The organism is Microbacterium oxydans, assembly GCF_000956525.1.
Lineage (GTDB): Bacteria > Actinomycetota > Actinomycetes > Actinomycetales > Microbacteriaceae > Microbacterium > Microbacterium oxydans_A.
This window is the reverse complement of record NZ_JYIW01000017.1, coordinates 13,970-35,532: the sequence shown is the minus strand read 5'-3', so window position 1 is coordinate 35,532 and position 21,563 is coordinate 13,970. Positions and strand designations below refer to the sequence as shown.

Annotated in this window: 20 protein-coding genes; 7 read left to right on the top strand and 13 right to left on the bottom strand. The window is 67.8% G+C overall.

Features of this window, described 5'->3' with window-relative positions; all coding sequences use genetic code 11:
- Positions 1 to 18 precede the first annotated feature (18 nt).
- From RS83_RS02625 to RS83_RS02610, 3 genes are all read right to left on the bottom strand, one after another.
- Positions 19 to 996, bottom strand: a complete 978-nt coding sequence (locus RS83_RS02625) for an SRPBCC family protein (protein WP_045277963.1) — start codon at positions 994 to 996, stop codon at positions 19 to 21.
- A gap of 982 nt (positions 997 to 1,978) precedes the next feature.
- Complete coding sequence (locus RS83_RS02615; protein ID WP_082071485.1) at positions 1,979 to 2,821, bottom strand: SMP-30/gluconolactonase/LRE family protein; 843 nt, start codon at positions 2,819 to 2,821, stop codon at positions 1,979 to 1,981.
- On the bottom strand, positions 2,818 to 3,492 hold the full coding sequence (locus tag RS83_RS02610; protein ID WP_045277961.1) for an SDR family oxidoreductase: 675 nt from the start codon (positions 3,490 to 3,492) through the stop codon (positions 2,818 to 2,820). The genes RS83_RS02615 and RS83_RS02610 overlap by 4 nt, the downstream gene beginning before the upstream one ends.
- A 135-nt stretch (positions 3,493 to 3,627) precedes the next feature.
- On the opposite strand from RS83_RS02610, the gene RS83_RS02605 reads away from it, so the two are divergent.
- Together RS83_RS02605 and RS83_RS02600 are read left to right on the top strand one after the other, a co-directional pair.
- Positions 3,628 to 4,416 (top strand): IclR family transcriptional regulator, encoded by a 789-nt coding sequence (locus tag RS83_RS02605; RefSeq protein ID WP_045277960.1) that lies wholly within the window; start codon positions 3,628 to 3,630, stop codon positions 4,414 to 4,416.
- Positions 4,417 to 4,450: 34 nt separating this feature from the next.
- Complete coding sequence (locus tag RS83_RS02600; protein WP_045277959.1) at positions 4,451 to 5,305, top strand: fumarylacetoacetate hydrolase family protein; 855 nt, start codon at positions 4,451 to 4,453, stop codon at positions 5,303 to 5,305.
- A gap of 21 nt (positions 5,306 to 5,326) precedes the next feature.
- Here RS83_RS02600 and RS83_RS02595 read toward each other — a convergent pair whose 3' ends face one another.
- Entirely contained in the window at positions 5,327 to 7,150 is a 1,824-nt protein-coding gene (locus tag RS83_RS02595; RefSeq protein WP_045277958.1) for a hypothetical protein, read from the bottom strand.
- 178 nt (positions 7,151 to 7,328) lie between these two features.
- Between RS83_RS02595 and RS83_RS02590 the strand changes: the two genes are divergently transcribed.
- From RS83_RS02590 to RS83_RS02575, 4 genes are read left to right on the top strand one after another with little or no spacing between them, the layout of a single operon-like run.
- Entirely contained in the window at positions 7,329 to 8,687 is a 1,359-nt protein-coding gene (locus RS83_RS02590) for an ABC transporter substrate-binding protein (protein ID WP_045277957.1), read from the top strand.
- Between the two features lie 58 nt (positions 8,688 to 8,745).
- On the top strand, positions 8,746 to 9,723 hold the full coding sequence (locus tag RS83_RS02585) for a carbohydrate ABC transporter permease (RefSeq protein ID WP_045277956.1): 978 nt from the start codon (positions 8,746 to 8,748) through the stop codon (positions 9,721 to 9,723).
- Complete coding sequence (locus RS83_RS02580) at positions 9,720 to 10,658, top strand: carbohydrate ABC transporter permease (RefSeq protein WP_045277955.1); 939 nt, start codon at positions 9,720 to 9,722, stop codon at positions 10,656 to 10,658. The genes RS83_RS02585 and RS83_RS02580 overlap by 4 nt, the downstream gene beginning before the upstream one ends.
- A gap of 15 nt (positions 10,659 to 10,673) precedes the next feature.
- Positions 10,674 to 11,720 carry a LacI family DNA-binding transcriptional regulator gene (locus RS83_RS02575; RefSeq protein WP_045277954.1) on the top strand — a complete coding sequence of 349 codons (1,047 nt, stop codon included), beginning with the start codon at positions 10,674 to 10,676 and terminating at the stop codon, positions 11,718 to 11,720.
- Here the strand turns inward: RS83_RS02575 and RS83_RS02570 are convergent.
- The 6 genes from RS83_RS02570 to RS83_RS02545 form a co-directional block, all read right to left on the bottom strand.
- Entirely contained in the window at positions 11,717 to 13,312 is a 1,596-nt protein-coding gene (locus RS83_RS02570; protein ID WP_156153088.1) for a right-handed parallel beta-helix repeat-containing protein, read from the bottom strand. The two genes, RS83_RS02575 and RS83_RS02570, sit on opposite strands and share 4 nt — an antisense overlap.
- Positions 13,313 to 13,332: 20 nt before the next feature.
- Positions 13,333 to 14,481 carry a galactonate dehydratase gene (gene dgoD, locus RS83_RS02565; RefSeq protein ID WP_045277952.1) on the bottom strand — a complete coding sequence of 383 codons (1,149 nt, stop codon included), beginning with the start codon at positions 14,479 to 14,481 and terminating at the stop codon, positions 13,333 to 13,335.
- Positions 14,482 to 14,484: 3 nt separating this feature from the next.
- Complete coding sequence (locus RS83_RS02560; RefSeq protein WP_045277951.1) at positions 14,485 to 15,363, bottom strand: NAD-dependent epimerase/dehydratase family protein; 879 nt, start codon at positions 15,361 to 15,363, stop codon at positions 14,485 to 14,487.
- A 125-nt stretch (positions 15,364 to 15,488) separates the two neighbouring features.
- Positions 15,489 to 16,340: a hypothetical protein gene (locus RS83_RS02555; RefSeq protein WP_156153087.1), complete on the bottom strand. Its 852-nt coding sequence runs from the start codon at positions 16,338 to 16,340 to the stop codon at positions 15,489 to 15,491.
- An 11-nt stretch (positions 16,341 to 16,351) separates the two neighbouring features.
- Positions 16,352 to 17,179 (bottom strand): hypothetical protein, encoded by an 828-nt coding sequence (locus RS83_RS02550; protein WP_045277949.1) that lies wholly within the window; start codon positions 17,177 to 17,179, stop codon positions 16,352 to 16,354.
- Positions 17,176 to 18,354 carry an SGNH/GDSL hydrolase family protein gene (locus tag RS83_RS02545; RefSeq protein ID WP_045277948.1) on the bottom strand — a complete coding sequence of 393 codons (1,179 nt, stop codon included), beginning with the start codon at positions 18,352 to 18,354 and terminating at the stop codon, positions 17,176 to 17,178. The genes RS83_RS02550 and RS83_RS02545 overlap by 4 nt, the downstream gene beginning before the upstream one ends.
- A 118-nt stretch (positions 18,355 to 18,472) precedes the next feature.
- Between RS83_RS02545 and RS83_RS02540 the strand changes: the two genes are divergently transcribed.
- A complete protein-coding gene (locus RS83_RS02540; protein WP_045277947.1) occupies positions 18,473 to 20,350 on the top strand; it encodes a right-handed parallel beta-helix repeat-containing protein in 1,878 nt (625 codons plus the stop codon).
- A 282-nt stretch (positions 20,351 to 20,632) separates the two neighbouring features.
- On the opposite strand, the gene RS83_RS02535 is transcribed toward RS83_RS02540, so the two are convergent.
- From RS83_RS02535 to RS83_RS02525, 3 genes are all read right to left on the bottom strand, one after another.
- The gene (locus RS83_RS02535; RefSeq protein WP_197072050.1) at positions 20,633 to 20,902 is read right to left on the bottom strand and encodes a DUF3892 domain-containing protein; all 270 of its coding nucleotides are present in this window, start codon (positions 20,900 to 20,902) and stop codon (positions 20,633 to 20,635) included.
- A gap of 155 nt (positions 20,903 to 21,057) precedes the next feature.
- Positions 21,058 to 21,231 (bottom strand): CsbD family protein, encoded by a 174-nt coding sequence (locus RS83_RS02530; protein ID WP_045277945.1) that lies wholly within the window; start codon positions 21,229 to 21,231, stop codon positions 21,058 to 21,060.
- 98 nt (positions 21,232 to 21,329) lie between these two features.
- Positions 21,330 to 21,542 carry a hypothetical protein gene (locus RS83_RS02525; protein WP_045277944.1) on the bottom strand — a complete coding sequence of 71 codons (213 nt, stop codon included), beginning with the start codon at positions 21,540 to 21,542 and terminating at the stop codon, positions 21,330 to 21,332.
- Between the last annotated feature and the right edge of the window lie 21 nt (positions 21,543 to 21,563).

Here is a 21,563-nt window from a genome sequence, read left to right as displayed (position 1 = left end):
GCGCGTGAGCCCGACGGGTCAGACCGTGAGCAGCTCGCGCTCGAGGCGGGCGTACGAGGACTCCATGCCGTCGGCCATGCCGGTGGCGAGGATCATGTCGCGCGTCTCCTTGTCGGGGTACTCGATGTACAGCGTGATGAGGGTCGCGCCGTCCTCCTCGTACAGGTTGAGGTCGTTCAGCGTCTCGACCGGCATCCCGGTCATCCGCTCGGTCTGCACCGAACGCCGGGGCGCATCGATCAGCAGCGCCTCTCCCTCGAAGCCGAACGGCTGCCCCTCGGTGTCGCCCACCGGCGCCCACGAGGTGCGGTACGTCTGGCCGACCTCGGTGGCGACGACGCACTCCGTCATCTCCCAGCCCTCCGGGCCGAGCAGCCACTGCTTCATGAGCTCTGGCTCATTGTGGGCGCGCCAGACCAGTTCGCGGGGACCCTCGACCAGCCGAGTGATGCGCACGTGCACGTCGTCGAGCAGCTCGACCTGCGTGCCCTTGCCCTGCGCGTAGTCGCGGAGGTCCTGCAGCACGGCGTCGAGCTGGCTCATCGCGAGCGTGATGCCCTCGACCTGGCCCATCGACACGACCTGCTCGATGGCCTCGACGGACGGGAAGTGGCTCGTCGTCACCATGCGGGTGCCGTCGGCCGTCGATTCGAAGGCGAACGTCATGCGCTGCGCGGGGAAGCCGTCGAGCGGCTCGCCCTGCTCATCCACGAAGGAGTCGAGCACCTCGAACCCGCTCGGCTCGTCGATCGAGAGGAACTCCCACGATCCGGAGGAGCGCTCGCCGCGCGGACCGTTCATCGTGTAGACGGCACGGCCGCCGACCGTGTGGTCCCAGCTGGTGAACGTCGCCGGCCATCCGGGAGGTCCCCAGAAGCGCTCGAGCTGGCGCGGGTCGCTGTAGGCGCTCCACACCCGGTCGACGGGCGCCGCGAAATCGGCGATGACCGTCATGGTCAAGTTGTCGGTGTCGGTGATGACTTCGGTGACAGGCATTGTCAGTCTCCTTGTTCAGTACGCGGGTCAGTGGTGTCGTCGTGGGTGGCCGCCGGCTCAGCCAGCAGGTCGTCGAGTCGGGCGATGCGAGACCGCCACAGCTATGGCGCACAGACTCGACGAGATGCATGAGGACGGCGGCAGCTACACGTTGTTCGCAGACGACGTCGGACTTGTGGTCGCGACTGGTCGAGAACTGAACTCGATGCCAGTGCGGCTTCCCGCCAGAGTGCACAAGAACGAGGCGATTCACTTCGAGACGAACCCACCGGTGATGATGAGGCCGACAGAGACAACGGGTTTGCTCGAGGTATCGATTTGGTACACCCTGACTGGGAGGGCCGAACCGTTCGTGCGGCGAGTCGACTACGCGACGGAATCCGCTTAGCGAGTAGTACCGCGCCGATACGGAAACTCGCGAGCGAGCGTCAGGTCGCCTCGACGGGCATCGGAAGTTCGCTTTACATCGGACTTAGTCCGATTTCATCGCGATTCCGACATGGATGTGATTCGCGTCTTGAGATCGGACCAGTCGCTTTCCATCGGACTACCCGCGGCTGGACTGGACTGAGTCCGGTCTAAAGCAAAGCGCTGGGGCCGCCTCAGCTCGGATTGGCGATGAAGCCAGTTGGGATCGCGGGGAAAGTCAGATTGCAAGGCGGACTCATGCACGACGGCGGCCGAAGCGGCAAACTCTGGACCCGAATACGGGCGGGATGGTGGTTGGCAGAACGTGCGCCGAACCCCATACACCACCCGTTTCGGTGCCCTACGGTTTCGGCAGGGGGTTACGGCGGGGCGACGCTCGGCGTGTCACGCTTCCCAAGCACCACCACAGGTACCCGGCCGCAAACGATCGTTTCTGGTGACTTCCGAGGTCGACCCGCTGCCAGGCCGGTCAACGTCCAGTAGAGGCCGGGCCGCCAAGAAACCCCTCAGCGACAACGTCTCAATCGGTGCTCCATGGAGGCAAAGACCGAACTCAGCCCTCGAAGGGAAGCGTGGGGACACCGCGCACCCCCGGTTGCGCGCGGAATAGGGCTCCCGCGCTCGCATCACGTCTCGGAAGATCCTGCTGCGAGGTCGTGATGTACAGGTCTTCGAGCTGAGCGCCGCCGAACGCGCAAGCGCTGACGTGCGGGGTGGGCAGCTCGATGCGCGCGTCCTGCCGACCGTCGGGACCGATCCGGATAACCTCCCCTGCGCCCCACATCGCGACCCATACGCCACCGTCAGCATCTGCAGCGATGCCGTCGGGCAGGCCCTCACTCGTGCTGAGGTCGGCGAACGGCTCTCGCTCCGCCAGGACTCCGCCCACCAGGCGTAGCCGATCGATGCGGCGGGTGGCGGTGTCGACGTAGAACATTGCTTCGCTCAGCGGATCGGCGACGAGCCCATTGGAGATGCTGATTCCGTCAGCCAGAACACTCACCGCTCCCGAGGGATCGAGTCGAAACAGATATCCGACCGCGCCGGGGCCCGCCGTGCCGCAGAGGAACGAGCCGTCCGTCGCGCAGGCGCCATCGTTCATGCGCAGCCGCGAGTCGTCGAATGCGCGGATCTCGCGCTCCAGCCGGAGATCGGCGTCTGCCAGAACGAAACCGTCCTTGACGGCGATCACCCATCCGCCACCCGCACGCGGTCGCAGAGCCGCCGCCCAGGGGCCGATGCGCACGATGCTCGGGGCTGCGTCATGAACCGGGTCGAGTCGGAGGACCGCACCGTCGATCATGTCGACCCACCGGAGAGAATCGTCGCGAGTGTCCCAGACCGGCCCTTCGCCGTGGGCGCAGAGCGCCTCGGTGACCTGCTCTACCGGGATCAATAGCTCGCCCGACCGCCGCTGATGTCGTAGACCGCCCCTGTCGAGAAGCTACAGGCATCCGATGCGAGCCAAGCGACAAGCTCGGCCACCTCGACGGCGCGCCCCAGCCGCCGCATCGGGATCTTCTCCACGAGCGTCGCGAGCACATCGGGGTGCGTGGTGGCGTTCATCGGCGTCTCGATCACCGCGGGGGCGATCGCATTCACGAGCACTCCGGTTGTGGCGAGCTCCTTGCCCAGCGCCTTGGTCAGTCCGATGACGGCCGCCTTCGACGCGGAGTAGGCGGTGAGGCGCGGGTTGCCCTCCATGCCGGCGATGCTCGCGATGTTCACGATGCGCCCCCACCCCTGCGCCACCATGCCGGGGACCACGGCTTGGCAAGTGTGGAAGGTACCGGTCAGGTTGACCGCGATCGTGCGATCCCAGTCAGCTTCGCTCACGTCGACGAAGTCCAGGTTCGGTCCCACCACTCCGGCGCTGTTCACAAGCACGTCGAACGGCCCGTGCTCGGTGACGAAGCGGTCCACCTCCTCGCGCCGCGTCACGTCGACCTGCCCGTCGGCTCCGTCCGCGCGATCGATCGTGCTCACCGCATATCCGGCGCTTATCAGCCGGTGTGCGCAGGCTTCACCGAGCCCGCTCGCCCCACCGGTCACCAGAGCTTTGCGCATCTCATCCTCATCCCCGCGTCCGCCCTCCAGACCTCACACTCCGCAGTGGAGCAAGATGGTCTCGAGATGTTGGAACGCCATAGTTCCAAAATATGGAATACCAATCTGATAGATTGAACATTAGCAGGGAGTCCGATGACAGAAACAGATCAAGGTCCCGTCGGCGCGGAACGTGTCCTGACGGTGCTGATGGAACTCGCGAAGGCCCCGGAGGGTCTGAGCCTGGATGAGCTGACGAAGCGCGTCGAGGCCACGAAGCCGACGGTCCACCGCGCATTGGCCTCGCTCACACGCGTGGGATTGGCGAACCGCCTCGAGCGCGGTCGCTACGTGCTCGGTGACGAGTTCCTCCGCCTCGCCTTCCTCCACCAGGACCGTCGCCTCGACAGCGCGCGCATGGAGCCCCTGCTCGACGCGCTCACCGCCGAGTTCGGGGAGAGCACCCACTACGCCGTCCTCGATAAGGACGAAGTGGTCTACCGCGCCAAGCGCGATCCAGCAGAGGGCGCTGTCCGGCTCACCTCCACGGTCGGCGGACGGAACCCGGCCTATCGCACCGGCGTGGGCAAGGTGCTGCTGGCATGGAGCCTCGATGCTCCGGGGGCGGCTGCCGCCTGGGCGCGCACGCACGAACTCCGCCCCCGCACCGAGACGACGATCACCGATCCCGCACTGTTCGTGCAGACCCTCGAAGAGGTGCGCGCGCAGGGCTACGCGGTCGACGACCAGGAGAACGAGCTCGGGGTGAACTGCATCGCCCTCCCGGTCTTCCTCGATTCCCCGCTCGTACCCAGCGGCGCCCTCTCGGTGAGTGCGCTGTCGTTCCGCACACCGCTGCCCGAGCTGGTGGCGGGACTCGAACGGATCAGGTCCATCGCCGACGCACACGATGTGCGCACGCGACTGCAGACGACCGGCTCATAGCGACCCGGCGCTTACAAGAGAGGCACACGCCAACATGCGATTCATCAGAGTGGGAGACCCGGGACTCGAGCGACCCGGCGTCGAGGTCGGCGATGGACGATTCGTGGACATCTCGGATGTCGTGGATGACATCGACGGCGCGTTTCTCGCCTCCGATCGGATCGACGAGGTGCGCACGCTCGTCGCCGAGCGCGTCGGCACCGGTGCTGTGCAGTCCCTCGAAGGGCTCCGCCTGGGCGCGCCGTTCGCCCGCCCGCACCAGATCCTGTGCATCGGGCTCAACTACCGCGACCACGCCGAGGAGACGGGCCAGCCGGTGCCCGATGAGCCGATCCTGTTCACCAAGGCCCCGAACACGCTGATCGGCCCCAACGACGACGTGCAGATCCCGCGCACCTCCACCAAGACCGACTGGGAGGTCGAGCTGGGCGTCGTGATCGGCCGCCGGGCCAGCTACCTCGAGAGCGAGGAAGAGGCCGAGGCGTGCATCGCGGGCTACGTCACCGTGAACGACGTGAGCGAGCGCGCCTTCCAGATCGAACGAGGCGGCCAGTGGTCCAAGGGCAAGTCCTGCCCGACCTTCAACCCCGCCGGCCCCTACCTGGTGACACCGGACGAGGTCGGCGACGTGCTCGATCTCGGCCTGTGGCTGGATGTCGACGGCGATCGCAAGCAGAACAGCTCGACGGCCCAGATGATCTTCAGCCCCGCCTTCATCGTCAAGTACCTCAGCCAGTTCCTCACCCTGGAACCCGGCGACCTGATCAACACCGGCACCCCGCCCGGCGTGGGCATGGGCTTCACCCCCGCCCAGTTCCTGCGCGGGGGTGAAGAGATCCGTCTCGGGATCTCCGGCCTCGGCGAGCAGCGGCAGCGCGTCCTCGCCTGACGCCGCGGCGGGGGCCCGGCCTCACGTGTGCGTGAAGCCGGTGACCCCCGCTCCTCCCCAGACGATGGCCCGAGGGCTCGCGGCGTATTCGTGCACGGTCAGCGCGCTCAGGGCGACCGCGTGCGAGTTGCGCGTGCCGAACATGGCGGTCGGCGCCCCGGTGCGGGGGTTCCCTGCCGTCGAGGCGATGGTGTTGCCGGAGACGGTGATGTTCTCGGCGCCCCCGACGAAGATGCCGAACCGGGGCGGATCCTCGATGTAGTTGTCCTTCACGAGGTGACCGTGGTGGGGCTTGCTCGCTCCGCCCTCGTAGTCGTCGCGGAGGTTCTCGATCATGATCCCGGCCGCGGCCGACGGCCATCCCAGCACGCTGCGGTCGAGGCAGGGGCGGACGATGGAGTTGCGCTCGATGACGGAATCCACGCTCCCGACCGGTCCCTCGTTGTACTGAGGGTCGTTGGCCACCCAGATGCCCCAGTAGGCGAGGTCGAACATCTCGTTCGCGTGCACGTAGGCACTGCTCGTGCGCAGCCGCACGCCGAGACCCCGCAATTCGTGGAAGACGTTGTACTGCACGTCGGCGCCCGGAGCGCTGAACGACCGGTTGAACATCTGATCCCCCGCCACCGTGCCCGACGGCATCGCGGCCAAAGACGCGCTCACCGGCCCGCCGGCCAGGCTGTCGCCGGTCACCGCCACGACGGTCGTCTCACCGCGCACGGTACCCGTGGCCGTGTTGACGATCTGCACCGCGTCGCCCGGAGCGAGCTGCATGGCACCACTTCCGAGCACGATTGTCGTCCCGGACACCGACGTCGCCGCACGCGAGGTGCTGTAGATGTTGATGCCATCGTCGTGCAGCGACTCGAAGGTGTTGCCGAAGATGCGCGGACCAACCCTCCCGCCGTGGTTGTGCACCCCGTCGGCGTTCGCACTGATCCATCGGTTCGACCCGGGCTTACGCGTCACGACGGAGTCGCGGATGACGGTGCCGTCGGAGTCGCTCGGGATGAATGCGGCACCGGGCGATGCGTACATCGTGACCGATGCGACTGTGACGCCGGTGCAGCGATAGATCGCGATGCCGTGCCAATTGCCGCGGAAACCGGTGACGAAGCCGTCACCGAGCGTCATCGCGCCCATCTGCGGGCGATGATCCGGCGCGATCGTGAGCCGCCAACGCCCCGAGGGCAACACGGTGCCGGTATGCGTGTACGAGAACGTGATCTGCGGCCCGCGCTTCATCAGCCCCGTGGTCGCGTCGCGCAGCGTGCCGTAGTTCGACGCAGGGAACAGCGCCGCGTCGGCGAGCGTCGGATATCCGCCCATCAACTGCAGATCGACGGTTCCTGCCACCGCGTCGATGGCGGTGATCGTTCCCTGCGTGAACGGCACGATCGCATAATCGATCGTGAAGCCCTCCACGCGAACGGTCGAGGAGCGGGCGATGCTGAGTGCGCCCGCATACGGCGTCGTCACGAGCAGGGTCGTAGACGATCCGTAGAGCGCGAGGCGGGCCACGCCGTCGATCTCGAGCGCGTACCAAGATGCGGTGGAGACCCGATTGATCCGGTAGACGGCCGAGGAGAAGACGACGGATGCCGTTCTGGTCGACCCGCCGCCAGTCCATGACGCCGCAGCGGCGATGGCTGCTCGAATCGCGGGAGCACTGTCGGATGCCCCTCCTGGCGATGCCCCGTAGTCATCCACCGCGAAGATGTGATGCGTGCCGGATGCCGGCGGGACTCCCGCTGATGCCAGCGACGGCACGGCGACACCAGCGGCCGCGCCGGCCAGGACTCCGGCGGCACCGATCATGAATGCGCGACGATCGAACTCGACCATTTCTCTCTCCTCCTCATTGAGGGACGTTCACAGTGGAGCACATGAGTCAACGGTTGCGCAACTATTGTCGACGATCCCTACCCTTATCCTGGTAGTCACTTGACAGATGCACCCGACGTGGTCGATGGTAAGTGAACAACCGGTTGATCAACCGTTGCACCCGACAGGAGCTTCAACGATGAAATCCAGACGCATTCTTGTGTCCGCCCTCGCCGGCACGGCTGTGCTGGGGCTTGCCCTCACTTCATGTGGAACCGCCTCCGAGCCCGCGGAGTCCGGCCCCGTCACGATCAGCATCGGCGACGTGCCCGGCGCAGATCAGCCGGAGCTCCGCGCCCTTGTCGAAGACCAGGTCAAGGCGTTCGAGAAGGAGAATCCCGACATCACCATCGAGCTCAGCGAGAGCAAGTGGGATGCCACCGGGTTCCAGGCGATGGTGGCCGGCGGCACCATGCCGACCCTGCTCGGCGTGCCCTTCACGGAACCTGCCACGCTGATGCGCAACGGCCAGATCGCCGATATCACGGATGCACTGGACAAGATCGGCTTCACGGACACCCTCAACCCGACCGTCATGCAGGTCGTCACCGATGGCGACGACCGCCTCTACGGAGTGCCGCTCGATGTCTACTCGGTCGGCCTCGCCTACAACCGCGCATTGTTCGAGGCCGCCGGCCTCGACCCCGAGCAGGGGCCGAAGACCTGGGACGAGGTGCGCGAGTATGCCAACAAGATCTCCGACGCGACCGGAGTCGCTGGTTACTCGACCTATTCGATCGAGCACGTGGGCGGCTGGATGACGACGGCCGGCGCCTACAGCTTCGGCGCCACGCTCTCGAATGAGGAAGGCACCGAGGCGACGCTCGACGAGCCGGGGATGGTGGACTACCTCGACCTCGTGAGCGACATGCGCTGGGAGGACAAGTCGATGGGAAGCAAGTTCCTCTACGGATTCAACGACCTGATCCAGGACTTCGCCGCCGGCAAGGTCGGCATGTTCCTCAGCGTCTCGCAGCACTTCCCCGCTGCGGTCCAGCAGTTCGGCATGAACCCCGACGACTACGGCTTCACGGCGATTCCGGAGCAGGACGGCATCCAGCGCACGCTGCTCGGTGGCGCCGTCGAGGTGTTCAACCCCCGCGCGACCCAGGCCGAGATCGAAGCCGGACTCCGCTGGATCGAGTTCAACAACTTCCGCGCCTACACGGACAAGGACGTCGCGGTGGAAACCGTCAAGAAGAACGTGGCCGCCGGCAGCCTGATCGGCGTTCCCGGACTGTCGCCGCTCGACCCCGCCGTGCGCAAGGAGTACGACTCCTGGGTCAGCGAGTACTACAACGTCCCGATCGACCAGTTCAGCGGATACCGCGACGTGATGGACGAGCAGGAGCTCGTGCCGGAACCGACCAGCCAGCCCCAGCAGGTCTACGGCGAACTGGACACCGTGCTGCAGAAGGTTCTCAACGAACCGAATCAGGACATCGCAGCGCTGCTCACGGCGGCCCAGGATGCTGTGAACACCAAGCTCGCGCGATAGCAGTCACCGGTCGGCGGCGCCCCGCAGCGCCGCCGACCTCACTACCGGAGAAGCAGCCATGCCCCCCACCTCGAGCGCCACCCTGGCCCCGGACACCTCGCCCGCACGCGAGACCGAGGCCCGCAGCCCCCGGCCCGTCCCCCGACGACGCCCGTCGATCGTGCGCTGGTACCGACGCGGCGGGTTGGTCCCCGTGCTGTTCGCGATCCCCGGCATCCTCGCCTTCACCTACTTCTCCTGGGGCCCGATCGTGTCGGGCGCGATCATGGGGTTCCAACGCACCAACCTGATCGACGACGCGACCTGGGTGGGGCTCACGAACTTCACGTACGTCCTGTCCGATCCCGTGCTCCCACAGGCGGTCGGCAACACCGTCTACTTCGCCGTGCTGGGCATGCTGTTCGGATTCCCGGCGCCCCTGGTCCTCGCGGTCTACATGGCCGAGCTGCGTCGCAGTCGGGCACTCTTCAATACGCTCGCGTACCTTCCCGTCGTCATCCCGCCGATCGTCGCGATCCTGCTGTGGAAGTACTTCTACGACCCCTCGGCCGACGGACTCTTCAACCAGATCCTCGGCGCCGTCGGCATCGGACCGCTCCCCTGGCTCAACGCGAGCGCGAGCGCGATGCCATCGATCGTGCTCGAAGTGATCTGGGCGACCGCCGGCGGCACCGCCATCATCTACCTCGCCGCGATCACCTCCGTGAAACCGGAGCTCTACGAAGCGGCCGAGATCGACGGCAGCGGCATCTGGCGACGCATCTGGCACGTCACCCTGCCCCAGCTGCGCGGCGTGATCCTCGCGCTCGTCCTGCTGCAGCTGATCGGCACACTCCAGGTGTTCACGGAGCCCTATGTCTTCACCGGCGGTGGCCCCGACAACGCGACCGTCACGGTGCTCATGCTCATCTACAGCTACGCCTTCCAGTACGGCGACTACGGCGCGGCGACCGCGCTGTCGTTCCTGCTGGCGATCGCACTCGCCATCGTCTCGGTCGTGTACCTGCTCGCCACCCGGAAGTGGAGCCGCTCATGACCGACACCCGCCTGATCACCGTCACTCCGCGCCGTGCGCGCCGCAGGGCGACTGAGGCCCCGGAACGTTCCGCGATCTCGGATGCCGACCGACGCCGCCCGAGCGTCAAGGCGACGATGACGACGCTGCAGGTCGCGTTCTTCTCGTTCCTCGTCATCGCCGGGGTCGGACCGATCCTGTGGCTCGCGAAAGCCGCACTCTCCACGACGCAGGACACGATCTCACAGCCGTTCGCGTGGTTCCCCAGCGGCATCCAGTGGGGCAACCTCGCCGCCGCGTGGGAGCAGATCCAGGTCGGTCGCTACCTCGCCAACACCGCCGTGATGGCCCTGGGCTCGACCATCTCCACGGTCGTCGTCACCGCATCGCTCGCCTACGTGATCAGCATCCTCCGCCCCCGGTGGGCGAAGTTCCTCTCCGGAGCGATCCTGGTGACATTGTTCGTCCCGGGCGTGATCTCCCTCGTGCCGCTGTATCTGACCGTCGTCGACGTGCCCCTCGTGGGAGTGTCGCTGATCGACACCTACTGGGCCGTCTGGCTGCCGGCCGCAGCCAACGCGTTCACCGTGCTCATCGTCACGCGCTTCTTCGATGAGATCCCGCGCGAGATCATCGAAGCCGCCCGCGTCGACGGTGTGGGCCCGCTGCGCATGTTCTTCATCATCGTGCTGCCGTTCTCGAAGTCGATCCTCGGGGTGATCGCCGTGCTGACGATCCTCAATTCGTGGAAGGACTTCCTGTGGCCGATGCTGGTGCTGCCGGGCAGCGAGCTGCAGCCGATCTCGGTGGCTCTGGCGCGCATCGCCGGCAAGACCGACCTGAGTCTGCAGATGTCGGCGATGCTGCTCGGACTGCTCATCCCGATCGCCGTGTTCCTCATCTTCCAGCGGCAGATCCTGAAAGGTGTCAGCATGTCTGGTGGGATCAAGGGATGACGGGAACGGAACGAGATGGGTAAGAAGGGTGTGACCCTCAAAGATGTGGCCGCCGTGGCCGGGGTGTCGACATCGATCGTCTCCCGCGTCCTCAACGGCGGTGGGCGCGTCTCGCCGAAGACGAGAGAGGCGATCCTCGAAGCAGCACAGCGGCTCGAGTTCCGCCCGAACGCGCTGGCACAGTACTTCGCCCTCGGGCGCAGCTTCACGGTGGGGCTTCTGACCGAGAACTCCACGGGTATCTTCTCGATGCCCGTGATCGCCGGTATCGCGAGCGAGCTCAGCCGCCACGACGTCGCGGCCATGATGTACGACGACGGTCGCGAAGGCGCGGCGAGGGCCGAGAACATCAAGAAGCTGCGCGCCCGCCATGTCGACGGCGTGATCGTGGTCGGCGACGGCAACGAGATCCCGCTGCGCTCCGTCACGGCGGACTTCGACGTGCCGGTCGTGTACGCGCACGGCATCACCGACACCGACAGCGATGAGGTCGTCGTCCCCGATGACCTCATGGCCGGTCGTTTGGCTGCCGAGCACCTGCTCGCGCAGGGGCGGAAGAACATCGCCTACATCACGGCCCACCGTGCCTCCGATGCGGTCGGGAACCGCCTGCAGGGTGCCGATGCCGTCTTGCAGGCCGCCGGCGTGCCGGTGGCCGAGAGTCGTCGCGAGTTCGGCGACTGGTCGGGGGCGTGGGGCTACCGCGCGGCGGAACGCCTGCATCAGGCGGATCCGACCATCGACGGCATCGTGTGCGGGAACGACCTCATCGCGCTCGGCGCCGCTCGCTACCTGGTGGGGAAAGGCATCCGTGTTCCGGAGGACGTCGCTCTCGTCGGCCACGACAACTGGGTCAAGTACTCCGACTCCGAGGCGCGATTCCTCACCACCGTCGACCCACGCCTGGTCGATGTGGGAGTCGCGGCAACCGATCTGCTCGTACGCATGATCAACGAGAAGCCAACAGACGAGAGCATGCGCCGCGTGCCGTGCGAGCTCGTGCTCGGGTACTCGTCGGGTGCGAAGGGCGCCCCCGACGAGCAGCAGCTTCCGTTCGTCTAAGCACCGCGCTCGGATCGCTCATCGGGCGGGAAGACGGTGACGGCGCTGTCCCGCGTCACGAGCCAGGCGTCGCCGCGCCGGTCGACTCGCGTCTGCTCGAGCGAGACGTCGGTGGCGCCGCCCACGAACACCGCGGCGGATGCCCGCTGCTCCATGTCGTTGTCGCGCAGCACGATGCGGGCGTGCGCGCGGCCGGGAGCCGGCCCGTCGGAACCGTCGAACAGCTCGATCATGACGGTCGCGGCGGAGTGCGGCCAGGACTGCAGCGACACGTCGGACGGCGTCGCGCGGAAGGTGTTCCCGGCCACCACCACGTCTCGCGACCCGAGCGGTCCTTCCGACCACCCGGGGTCGTTGGCGATCCAGAGGCCGCATCCTGAGAGGTTCTCGAAGCGGCAGTCCTCGATGACGCCTTCGCTGGCTTTCAGCCGCACGCCGATGCCACGGAAGTCGTGGAAGCGCGTCCCGGCGATGCGGAAGCCGGGCAGGGCGTTGGACCGGTTGTACACGACCGCCCCGACCTCGACCGATGAAGGGAGATCGCGGTCGACGATCACGAGCCTCGGCTCGGATGCGACGAGTTCGCTGACCTCGACCTCGGCGAGCACGGCTCCGGTGGGGGCATCCACCAGCTGCAGCAGGTCGCCCTGCCGGACGGGTCCGTCGCCCTCGAGCACGAGCGTGCGATCGGCCAGACCGGAGAGGGTCAGCGCGTGCACGTAGAGATTGACGCCGTCGTCGTGCATGCCCTCGAAACGGCAACCCGTGATCAGCGGACCGTGACGACCGCCCTGGCAGTGCACCGCGTCGGCGTTGCTGCTGATCCAGCGTGTCGAGCCCGGCCGGCGCGCGACCGTCACCTCTTGCAGCACGGTGCCCGACGATTCGTGCGCGAGGATCGCGGCGCAGGGGGCCGCGTGGATCGTCACCGACCTCACCGTCACTCTGTCGGATTCCTGCACCCGGACGCCGTGCCGGTCGCCGCGGTGGCCGACGACGAAACCGTCTCCCACCTCGATGTGCGACATCCAGCCGCGATCGCTGGGTTCGACGGTCACCAGGAAGCCCCCGCCCTCATCGGGCTCGGTGGCGTACTCGATCATGAACGTCTGGCGAGAGTCGGGCTTGAGCCCGCCTGTACGCGGATCGCGCAGGGTGCCGTACCCGGTGCCCGCGAACAGCACGCGGTCCGAGAAGTCCGGATAGCCCCGCGCGGGGACGAATCGGAAGCGCGATTCCGCGGGGTCCACGTGCGTGATCAGCCCCTGTGTGAACGACGGCGCCGCGTAGTCGAGGACGAAGCCGTCGAGCACCACATCGGTAGACCGCCGGATGGTGAAGGCTTCGCGATGCGGGTCGGTGAACAGCAGCTCCGCCCGCGGGCCGGTGAGCGTCACCCGGGCGGCGTCGCTGATGATGATCGCCGCACCGGCGTCCCCGTCATCGGCGGGATCGATCCGATGCACCCCGTCCGCGAGCTCGATCACCGCGGTGCGCGCGTCATCCGCGGATGTCCACTCGCACGCGTCACGGATCGCTGCACGCAGCGTCGCGCCGCCGTCATCCGCGACCGGCACCCGCCCGTTCCACACGCTTCCGCCTCCCGTCTCGCTCACCATTCGACGTAGCTCCCGTCTCGTGGATCGCTCCACCACAGCTCGATCGACGGCGCGACCTCGACCGCGCGTTCCCGCACGAGCTGCTCATCGATATCGAGCCCGAGGCCGACGCCCTGCGGCACCGGGAGATAGCCGTCCACCGGCATCCAGTCTTCCCTGTTGCGCACATAGGCGTGCTCTTCGCCGTCGAGAAGCGCCGTGAAGTCGATCACGGTCTCCTGCACCGCCGCGTTCGGTGTCGCCGCATCCACCTGGATGCACGCCGCGAACGCGACGAGACCGAGGGGGCAGTGCGGCGCCAGCTGCGCATCGAACACTTCGGCGAGAGCACCGATGCGCACCACCTCGGATATCCCGCCGGCGTGCGCGAGGTCCGGCTGCGCGAAGGCGATGCCCGCCCGCAGCACCGGATCGAACTCGGTGCGCGAATACAGACGCTCACCGGTGGCGATCGGGGTCGACGTGCTGCGCACGAGCTCTCCGATGTGTGCGGAATGCTCGGGTCGCAGGGGCTCCTCGACGAACGCCAGCCCCACGTGCTCGGTGCGCGCGAGGAATCGCCGCGACTGCGGGATCGAGAACCGGCCATGCAGATCGACCGCGATGTCGACCTCGTCGCCGATGGTCGCGCGCAGCTCCTCCAGCTCGTCGACCAGGCGCCGCATGGTGCCCTCCGTGTCGACGAAGCGGGTGGGCATCGTGGGGGCGACCTTGACCATGGTGTATCCCTCGGCGGCGAGCGCGCGAGCGCGCACCGGATCGCCGATGCGTCCATCGACGTTCGCGTGACCGTAGAGCCGCACACCGGAGCGCACCGCGCCGCCCAGCAGCTCGTGCACGGGCACGCCGAGCCGTTTGCCCGCGAGATCCCACAGCGCCTGATCGATTCCGGAGACCGCGGAGGACATCACCGGACCGCCTCGGTAGAAGCCGCCCCGCGTGAGCACCTGCCAGTGCGCCGTGATCCGTCGCGGATCCTGACCGACCAGGTAGTCGGACATCTGCCGCACGACTGCGGCGACCGGCCCGACCCAGGTCTCGAGGGTGGCCTCGCCCCATCCGACCAGATCGGTGTCGGTGCCGATGCGCACCAGAAGTCGCCGGTCGGTGAGGATGAACGATTCGACCGCACTGATCTTCACGGTTCAGCCCGCCGCTTCGACGACAGGCACAGGCTCGATCTCGTGCTCGGCGACGAACCCCAGGAGGTGTCGCGCGCGATCCGTGCTGACGGGAACCGCTCGCCCAGGGAAGACACGCTGCCGCGGAATGCCGGGCGCATAGGCCTCCAGCAGCTCCTCCGTGTCGAACGGCACCAGTGTCTGCGGCGCCGCCAGCTGCACGACGACGGCCCCGTCGATGTCGGCCTCCAGGCTGCGCGCGACCGCCGTCGCCGCATCGCGCACGTCGAGGTACGACCAGCCGAGCTTCACACCCTGCACGGGGTCGCGGGTCCACTCCTCGCCGACGACGCGCAGGGCATCCGCGTCGTCGACCCAGGGGAAGCGCAGTGCCACGATCGACATGCCCCAGTGGCTGGCGACCATCCGCGCCGTGAGCTCGTCGGAGTACTTCGACAGCGAGTACCACTCGTCGTGGACGGTCGGGAGCGACTCGTCGATCGGGTAGTAGGCGGGAAGGACATCGTGATGGTTCCCCGGAACGCCGGTCGCCTGGATGCTGCTGGCGATGACCGCACGGCGGATGCCTCGCTGCGCCGCCTGCACCAGCACGTTGAAGGTCGAGACGACGTTCGTGGTGTACACCTCGTACGGCGTGCCGTGCTCCCAATGCGGGACCGCAGCCAGGTGCACGAGCGCGTCGACGCCGTCGAGCGCCGCGGCGACATCCGCCTCGTTCGTCGCGTCGCCGACACGCAGCTCGGCGTCGTCGGCAGTGAGCGCGCGGAACCGCGGGGCGAGAGCGACGACCCGCCATCCGTCGGCACGGAGCCGCGCTACCGTGGCCCGGCCGATGCGGCCGTCCGCGCCGGTCACCAGCACGGTACGGGGAGTGTTCGTCATCTTCGACCTCGGTCCTTCAGGTTGGTAAACCGGTTGCTCATCACCGTAGCAAACACTGTAGATCGAAATCAAAGGCCTGGATACTTGTTTTCCTCTGCGCAGAGCAAACGTTGACTCACTCCCCGCTATGACGCGGTGAGACGCACGACGAGAGACCACTCCGCCGTTCCACCCGGCCCCACTCGGAGCACCCGATCGGCGGCAGAGGCCGCGTCGACGGAGTCGTACCATCCGGTGGACGGCTCGAAGGCGACCACGTCCTCGGTCGCGAACCGGGAGCGGTCGAGCCAGACACCCAGCGTCCGCACCGCGCGCCCTTCCCACTCGAGTCGGAGCGAGGCGCCATCCCGGCGATCGATGCGTGCCCACCGCGGCCGCTCCTCCGGATCCGTGTAGTACTTGGCGGATGCCCCCTTCGGCATCGGAGCGTTCACCCGCTCGCCCGGATCACCTGGCGCGGGTACGGCGGTCGGAGCCGAGACGTCCCACAGCGGCTTCGCGGCGTCGAGGCGGATCCGGTCACCCGCCTCTCGGAGGAACAGCGGATGCGCCGCCCACAGGATGTCCGCCCCCGCCGGTCCCGCCTTGACCCGGTAGGACAGGGTGAGCGTGCCGTCCGCCTCGAGCCCGATCCCGCGTTCGAAGGTCGCGTCCACGGAGGGCAGATGCGTCGACAATGCCCCGTCGGGGCTCTCCTCCCAGGCGCGATTCCAGGCATCGCCGTGGTCCGGGGCGATCAGGCCCGTCGTCGTGCGGGATCGATCGATGGTCGGGATACACTCGTCCCACCCGCACATCTCCGCATCCTCGAACGCCGTCGCAGGATCCCCGAGTACGGGGCGCCCGTCGCCCTGCGCCAACCACTCCCGGCCGGTGCGATCACGCAGCGAGACGAGCTTGGCTCCGCGACCGGGCACGACGACCACAGACGTCCCTCCGGCGGAGCAGCGAAGCGCCGCGATACCGCGCCACTGCACCCGCTCCTCCCTCATGACGGCAGCGCCATGCCGGTGGGCCACCACCCCAGCTCCGACAGTCGACGCGCGACCGCTCGGGCGACGACCGCGTCTCCTGCCGCATTCAGGTGCACGTCGTCACTGCGCAGCTGCGCCGCGGTCGTGCCGTCGGAGGTCGGCGCCGCCTCGCGGAAGGCTGCACTCAGGTCGACGAAGTGATCGCCGAAAGTCTGGGCGAGCGTCGCGTTCAGCCCGTCGACGAGCGCGGCCCCCTCGGAGCCGACCGGTTCGAACGATGCCGCGTGCACACCCAGCACGACGCACCGCGCCGCCGGGCGGTTCGCCTGCAGCTCAGCGACGATCGCGGCGACGTCGCGCGTAACGACCGGTCCAGGGTTGTTGCGCCCGCACCAGATGACGAACACCGCGGGCGCGGAGAAGACCGGCGCCTCAGCACGGAAGTCGAGCACCGCGTCCGCCGCGGGAGCGGTGCTGTCGGACGCGAACTCCCACCCCTCGAGTGCGGCCCCGCCGACGCGGTGGGTGAGGAGGCCCGGACGACCGGCCAGCGTTCCCGACACCGCGATGTCGGCCATCCCGGCGTCGATGTGGTGACGGAAGTCTCCGGACGGGCCCACCGGCGTCAGCGGGACTCGACCCTCCTGCGCGGCCCCCGCCGCGGAGAACGTCATCCCGATCGCCCCGAGGCGCACCGCGATCTCGGTCGACGTCTGCCCGGCATGCGCGACCCGTTCGATCCCCCAACCGGCAGCCTCCGCGAGCAGCTCCGGCCAGGTGCCGTGCTCGGTCAGCGAATCGCCGATCACGATGAGTGCGGAGCCGCCTCGGCGCCCGCTCATTCATCCACCGCCGGGGCGAGCATCGTCAGCAGCGCGTCCGCGATGAACTCGCCGGTCAGACGATGCCCGCGGTCATCGGGGTGGTTGATCCCGTTCGCGAGCAGCGTCCAGTACGGGAGCCCTTCGTCGCGAAGCCTCTCCCAACGCGCGGACACGTCGATCAGCGGAACGCCAGAGCGCGCGGCATAGTCGCGCACGAAACGGACGTAGAGGCGCCCGTCATCGGTCTGCTCCGAACCGTTCATGGCCGAGCGCATCGCGAACGTCGGCGTCAGCAGCACCGCCTCGCTGCCTGCGGAGCGCAGCCGCGACAGGAGCTCGTCGTAGGCGGGCTCCCACTGCGCGGGGTCGAGGTAGGAATCGTTCAGGAACTCCACGACGGTGACGTGGGGCGCGGCCTCCGTCACCCGGTTCCAGTCGCACGAGCCGTCGCTGTCATCCAGCCACTGCACCGAACGCGAACCACCGGTCGCGGCATACGAGACCTGCACCTGAGGATGCTCGTCCCGCACCCGGCCTCCGGCGATCGCACGGAAGGTCGACTCCTCGGTCGAAGCATCCCCTCCCTCGGTGATCGAGTCGCCCAGGAACAGCAGCCGGAGAGACTCTCCGTCGTTCAGGACCCGCGCCGCACGCGGCAGGGCGCCCGTCATCACCGCGGGCAGGGGCCGCCGCGGAGCGCGCGGGGCGTACGCCGCCGCGGCCCCGTCACTGAAGGCGTCGACCAGGAGGTTCTCCTCGACGACCCCTCCCGCGGCAGGGCGAGGAGGGTGCGGGTTCGTCAGGTGCGAGACGCCACGCAGCAGGACCTTCTCCCCTGAGTCCCCCCGGACGATGCTGTCAATCCGCAGCAGGGAGTAGCGATAGTCGATCGACACGGGCAACGGAGCCGCGTCGACGGTCGGCAGACAGATCGTGCCGAAGACCGCGTCGACGACGTAGTCGACCCCCTCGCACAGCAGGGCCCCACCGGCGCGGATGACGACGGATGCCAGGTCGAGTGCGGAGGGCGCAGGAGTTCCAGGCTGACCACGGAAGGGGACGAGGATGCCGCGCGGCACGTAGCGCCCGGTCCACACGTCGTCCGAGTACGGCGGGAGCTGCGCGGCCTCCCCCTCGACGATCCGGATCTCGGCCGGTCCGCACGGCGGGCGCGATGAGGTGGTGTCGGTCATATGTCATCCCTTCGACCAGGAAAGTCTCGCATATTCAAACTATCGGTGCTACCTTCCGATTATTTGAACAAGGCAACGGTGCCGCAGGGTCGCGTCGCCACGACGAGGGAGGCAGTCCATGAACGACGCAGAACAGAAGATGACTCGCCGCACGCTGCTCATCGGCACCGCGGTCGGCGCTGGCAGCCTCGCTGTCATCGGCGGATCCGCATCCCCCGCGGCGGCAACGGGCGCCACGAGAGCCGGCCCCGTCCGCACCGGGGGAGCCGGCCACCGCAAGGACTTCCCGGTCTCGGCACGAGGTGCCGCACCCGGCGCGGCAGACAGCGGTCCGGCGATACGGCAGACCATCGCGGATGCCGCAGCCTGGACGGCCGCATCCTCCCAGAACACCGCGCGCGTACTGTTCGACCGCGGCGTCTACCGCATCGGCGACGACGGCACGCCCTCGTGGTACGCCCTCGAACTCACCGAGACAGCGCGCATCGAACTGCTCGGCAATGGGACCGAGCTGCTCATGCTCGACCCGCACAAGGGCGGCATCGCCATCACTCGATCGACCGGGATCACGGTCACCGGCCTCACACTCGACTACGAGACGCCGCCCTTCACGCAGGGGATCATCCGTGCGGTCGATCCGACAGCCGGCACCTTCCAGCTCGAGCTCCTGGCCGGGTTCCCGTCCCTCACCGACCGGACGCTGTTCGCCGGGGCCGGATACGGCACACTGCACGACGCCGCGAGCGGACGCTTCAAGCGAGGGGTCCAGTCGACCTTCTCCGTCTCCTACCCCGCTGCGGCCGACGCCGACGGTCGCTGGACGTTCACCGTCGACCCGGCGCATCGGGGGCGGATGTCCGACATCGCCGTCGGAGACGGCTTCGCCACCGGATACCGCGGTGACCGCAACGCCATCGCCCTTCACCAGTCCGCCGACACGACGCTGAAGGATCTGATCATCCACGCCGGCCCCGGAGCCGCCGTCATCTCGAACAACTCGGAGGCGACCGTGCTGCGCCGCACCATGGTCGACGTGCGGGCCGGCTCCGGCCGCTGGGTCAGTGTGAACGCCGACGGGTATCACCATCACGGCGGGCGCCGAGGGCCGACGGTCGTCGGCAACCGTTTCGCGCGGCTGCACGACGACGGCATGAACGTCTACTCGCAGTTGCGTGCGCTCCAGTCCCTCAGCGAGGGCGGCAAGAAGCTCCACCTCGCGGGAGGTTCTGCCGAAGTCGCCATCGGAGACACTCTCCAGATCGTGCAGTCGAGCGACGGCACCGTGCGCGGCACGGCCCGCGTGACGGCTGTCGACGGAGATCCGCGCGCTGCGACTCCCCTGGTCGTCACGATCGCGGCCGCCGTGTCCGGCGCGGTGGCGGGCGATCACGTCTTCAACCGCTCGTACTCCGGTTCGGGCTTCGTGATCACCGGCAACGTCATCGAGGAGTCGCGCGGGCTGGGTGTGCGGATGAAGGCCAGCAACGGAGTGATCACCGACAACCGGATGAGCGACCTCACCAACTGGGCCATCTGGATCGCGAACGACACGGCCTATGGCGAAGGGCCTATCGGCTCCGAGAACCTCGTCGTCAGCGGCAACCAGATCCGTCGGGTCTGCCTTGACCAGACGCTCGTGCCGTGGCCCACCTCGGCAGCCGCGATCATGCTCCAGCACTTCACCTCGACCTACACGGTGGGGGCGTCGCGCGTGCATCGCAACATCGCGATCTCCGACAACACCATCGAGGACGCTCCGCGATTCGGGGTCTATCTCGGCGCCGGAACCAACGTGACGGCGGCGAAGACCAAGATCAGCGTGACGGCCGGCAACCCGAGGACGGATCAGCCCAGCGCCCATTTCGGTCTGGAAAACCTCAAGAACGGGCTGGTGATGCACGCCACAATTTCCGACCAGCAGTCTCCACCTCGCGCCGCAGTGTGGCGCGGACCCCGACTCGAGAACACGACGGTGCTTCAGGTCCCGGGCGCCTGAGCAGTCGGCAACAGCCGTCCGCACCGTGTCGCGCTCGGGACTGAGGCGGGAGGCCCTGGCCACCGCCGCCCTGGCCAGGTGGCACGGATCCATCAAGCCCGCGAAGGCGGGATGTCAGGAGGCAAACCCATGGCTGAGTAGTCTCCGAAATCCCGCCTTCGCGTTTCACTCGATGTCGCCCCAGCCCGATTCCGACAGCGGGGGGGGTACGGCATCAGCGGCCGGCCGGCATCTGCTGGCCAGCGACGCGGTGCACTCGACTGTGCGGCAGGGGCTCGCCCCTCAGACATCCTTCGACGAGAACAGCGGCAGAGCGTCGAGAGTGTTCCGCGTCGTCGTGTCGGCGGTCGTCCGCAGGTGCTGCTTCCAATATGTCGTTGCGGGAGCGACGAACACATCCGCGGCCTGCCCGCCGACGAGAACGATGTACCGATACCGACCGGCGTCGATGTCGCCGATGACGCGTTCGATCGTGGCTTCCCAGCCGGCCCCCCTGAGATGAGTGATGTTGCCGTCGTGGTCCTTGCGGACCGCCATTACCTGAAGCGTCACAGCATCCCCCTCTGTCGGATGCGTCATCTTGCACGACAACCGCCTCGCGCGCAAAATCCCGACGGCCGAGATCGTTCGACCGGTAGCCGTCGCGAGCGTCCGGGCACGCAACAGGGGCGAGGTCGAATCGACCCCGCCCCCTGCATCCCGCGCAGTCAGTTCTTGAACGCGTCCTTGACGTTCTCGCCGGCCTGCTTCACGTCGGCCTTGGCCTGGTCGGCCTTGCCCTCGGCGACGAGCTTGTCGTTGTCGGTGACGTTGCCGATGGCTTCCTTCGCCTTGCCGGCGATGTCCTGCGCTGCGTTCTTGATCTTGTCGTCCAGTCCCATGATGGTTCCCTTTCGTGATGGTGGTTCCTGACGGCGGAACCGCTCCGCCGTCGCATCGTCTGGCCGGCCCCGGCCGACGACACGTGTGTCTGGTCCGCTCAGCGGCGGGCCTTCTCGATGCCCTTGCGGACTCGCTCGGCTGCCTTCTCGGCGGCCTTGCGGCGGCGCTTGCGCTCCTTCGGGTCGTTCCACATCCGCACCAGCTGGTGGCGGACTGACTCGCCCTGGTTGACCTGGACTCTCGACGCGCGAGCGCCCACTGCGAAGGCGACGAACGCGATGGCGCCGATGATGATGATCTTGTTCCGCATGATGCTCCCTGTCGGTCGAGG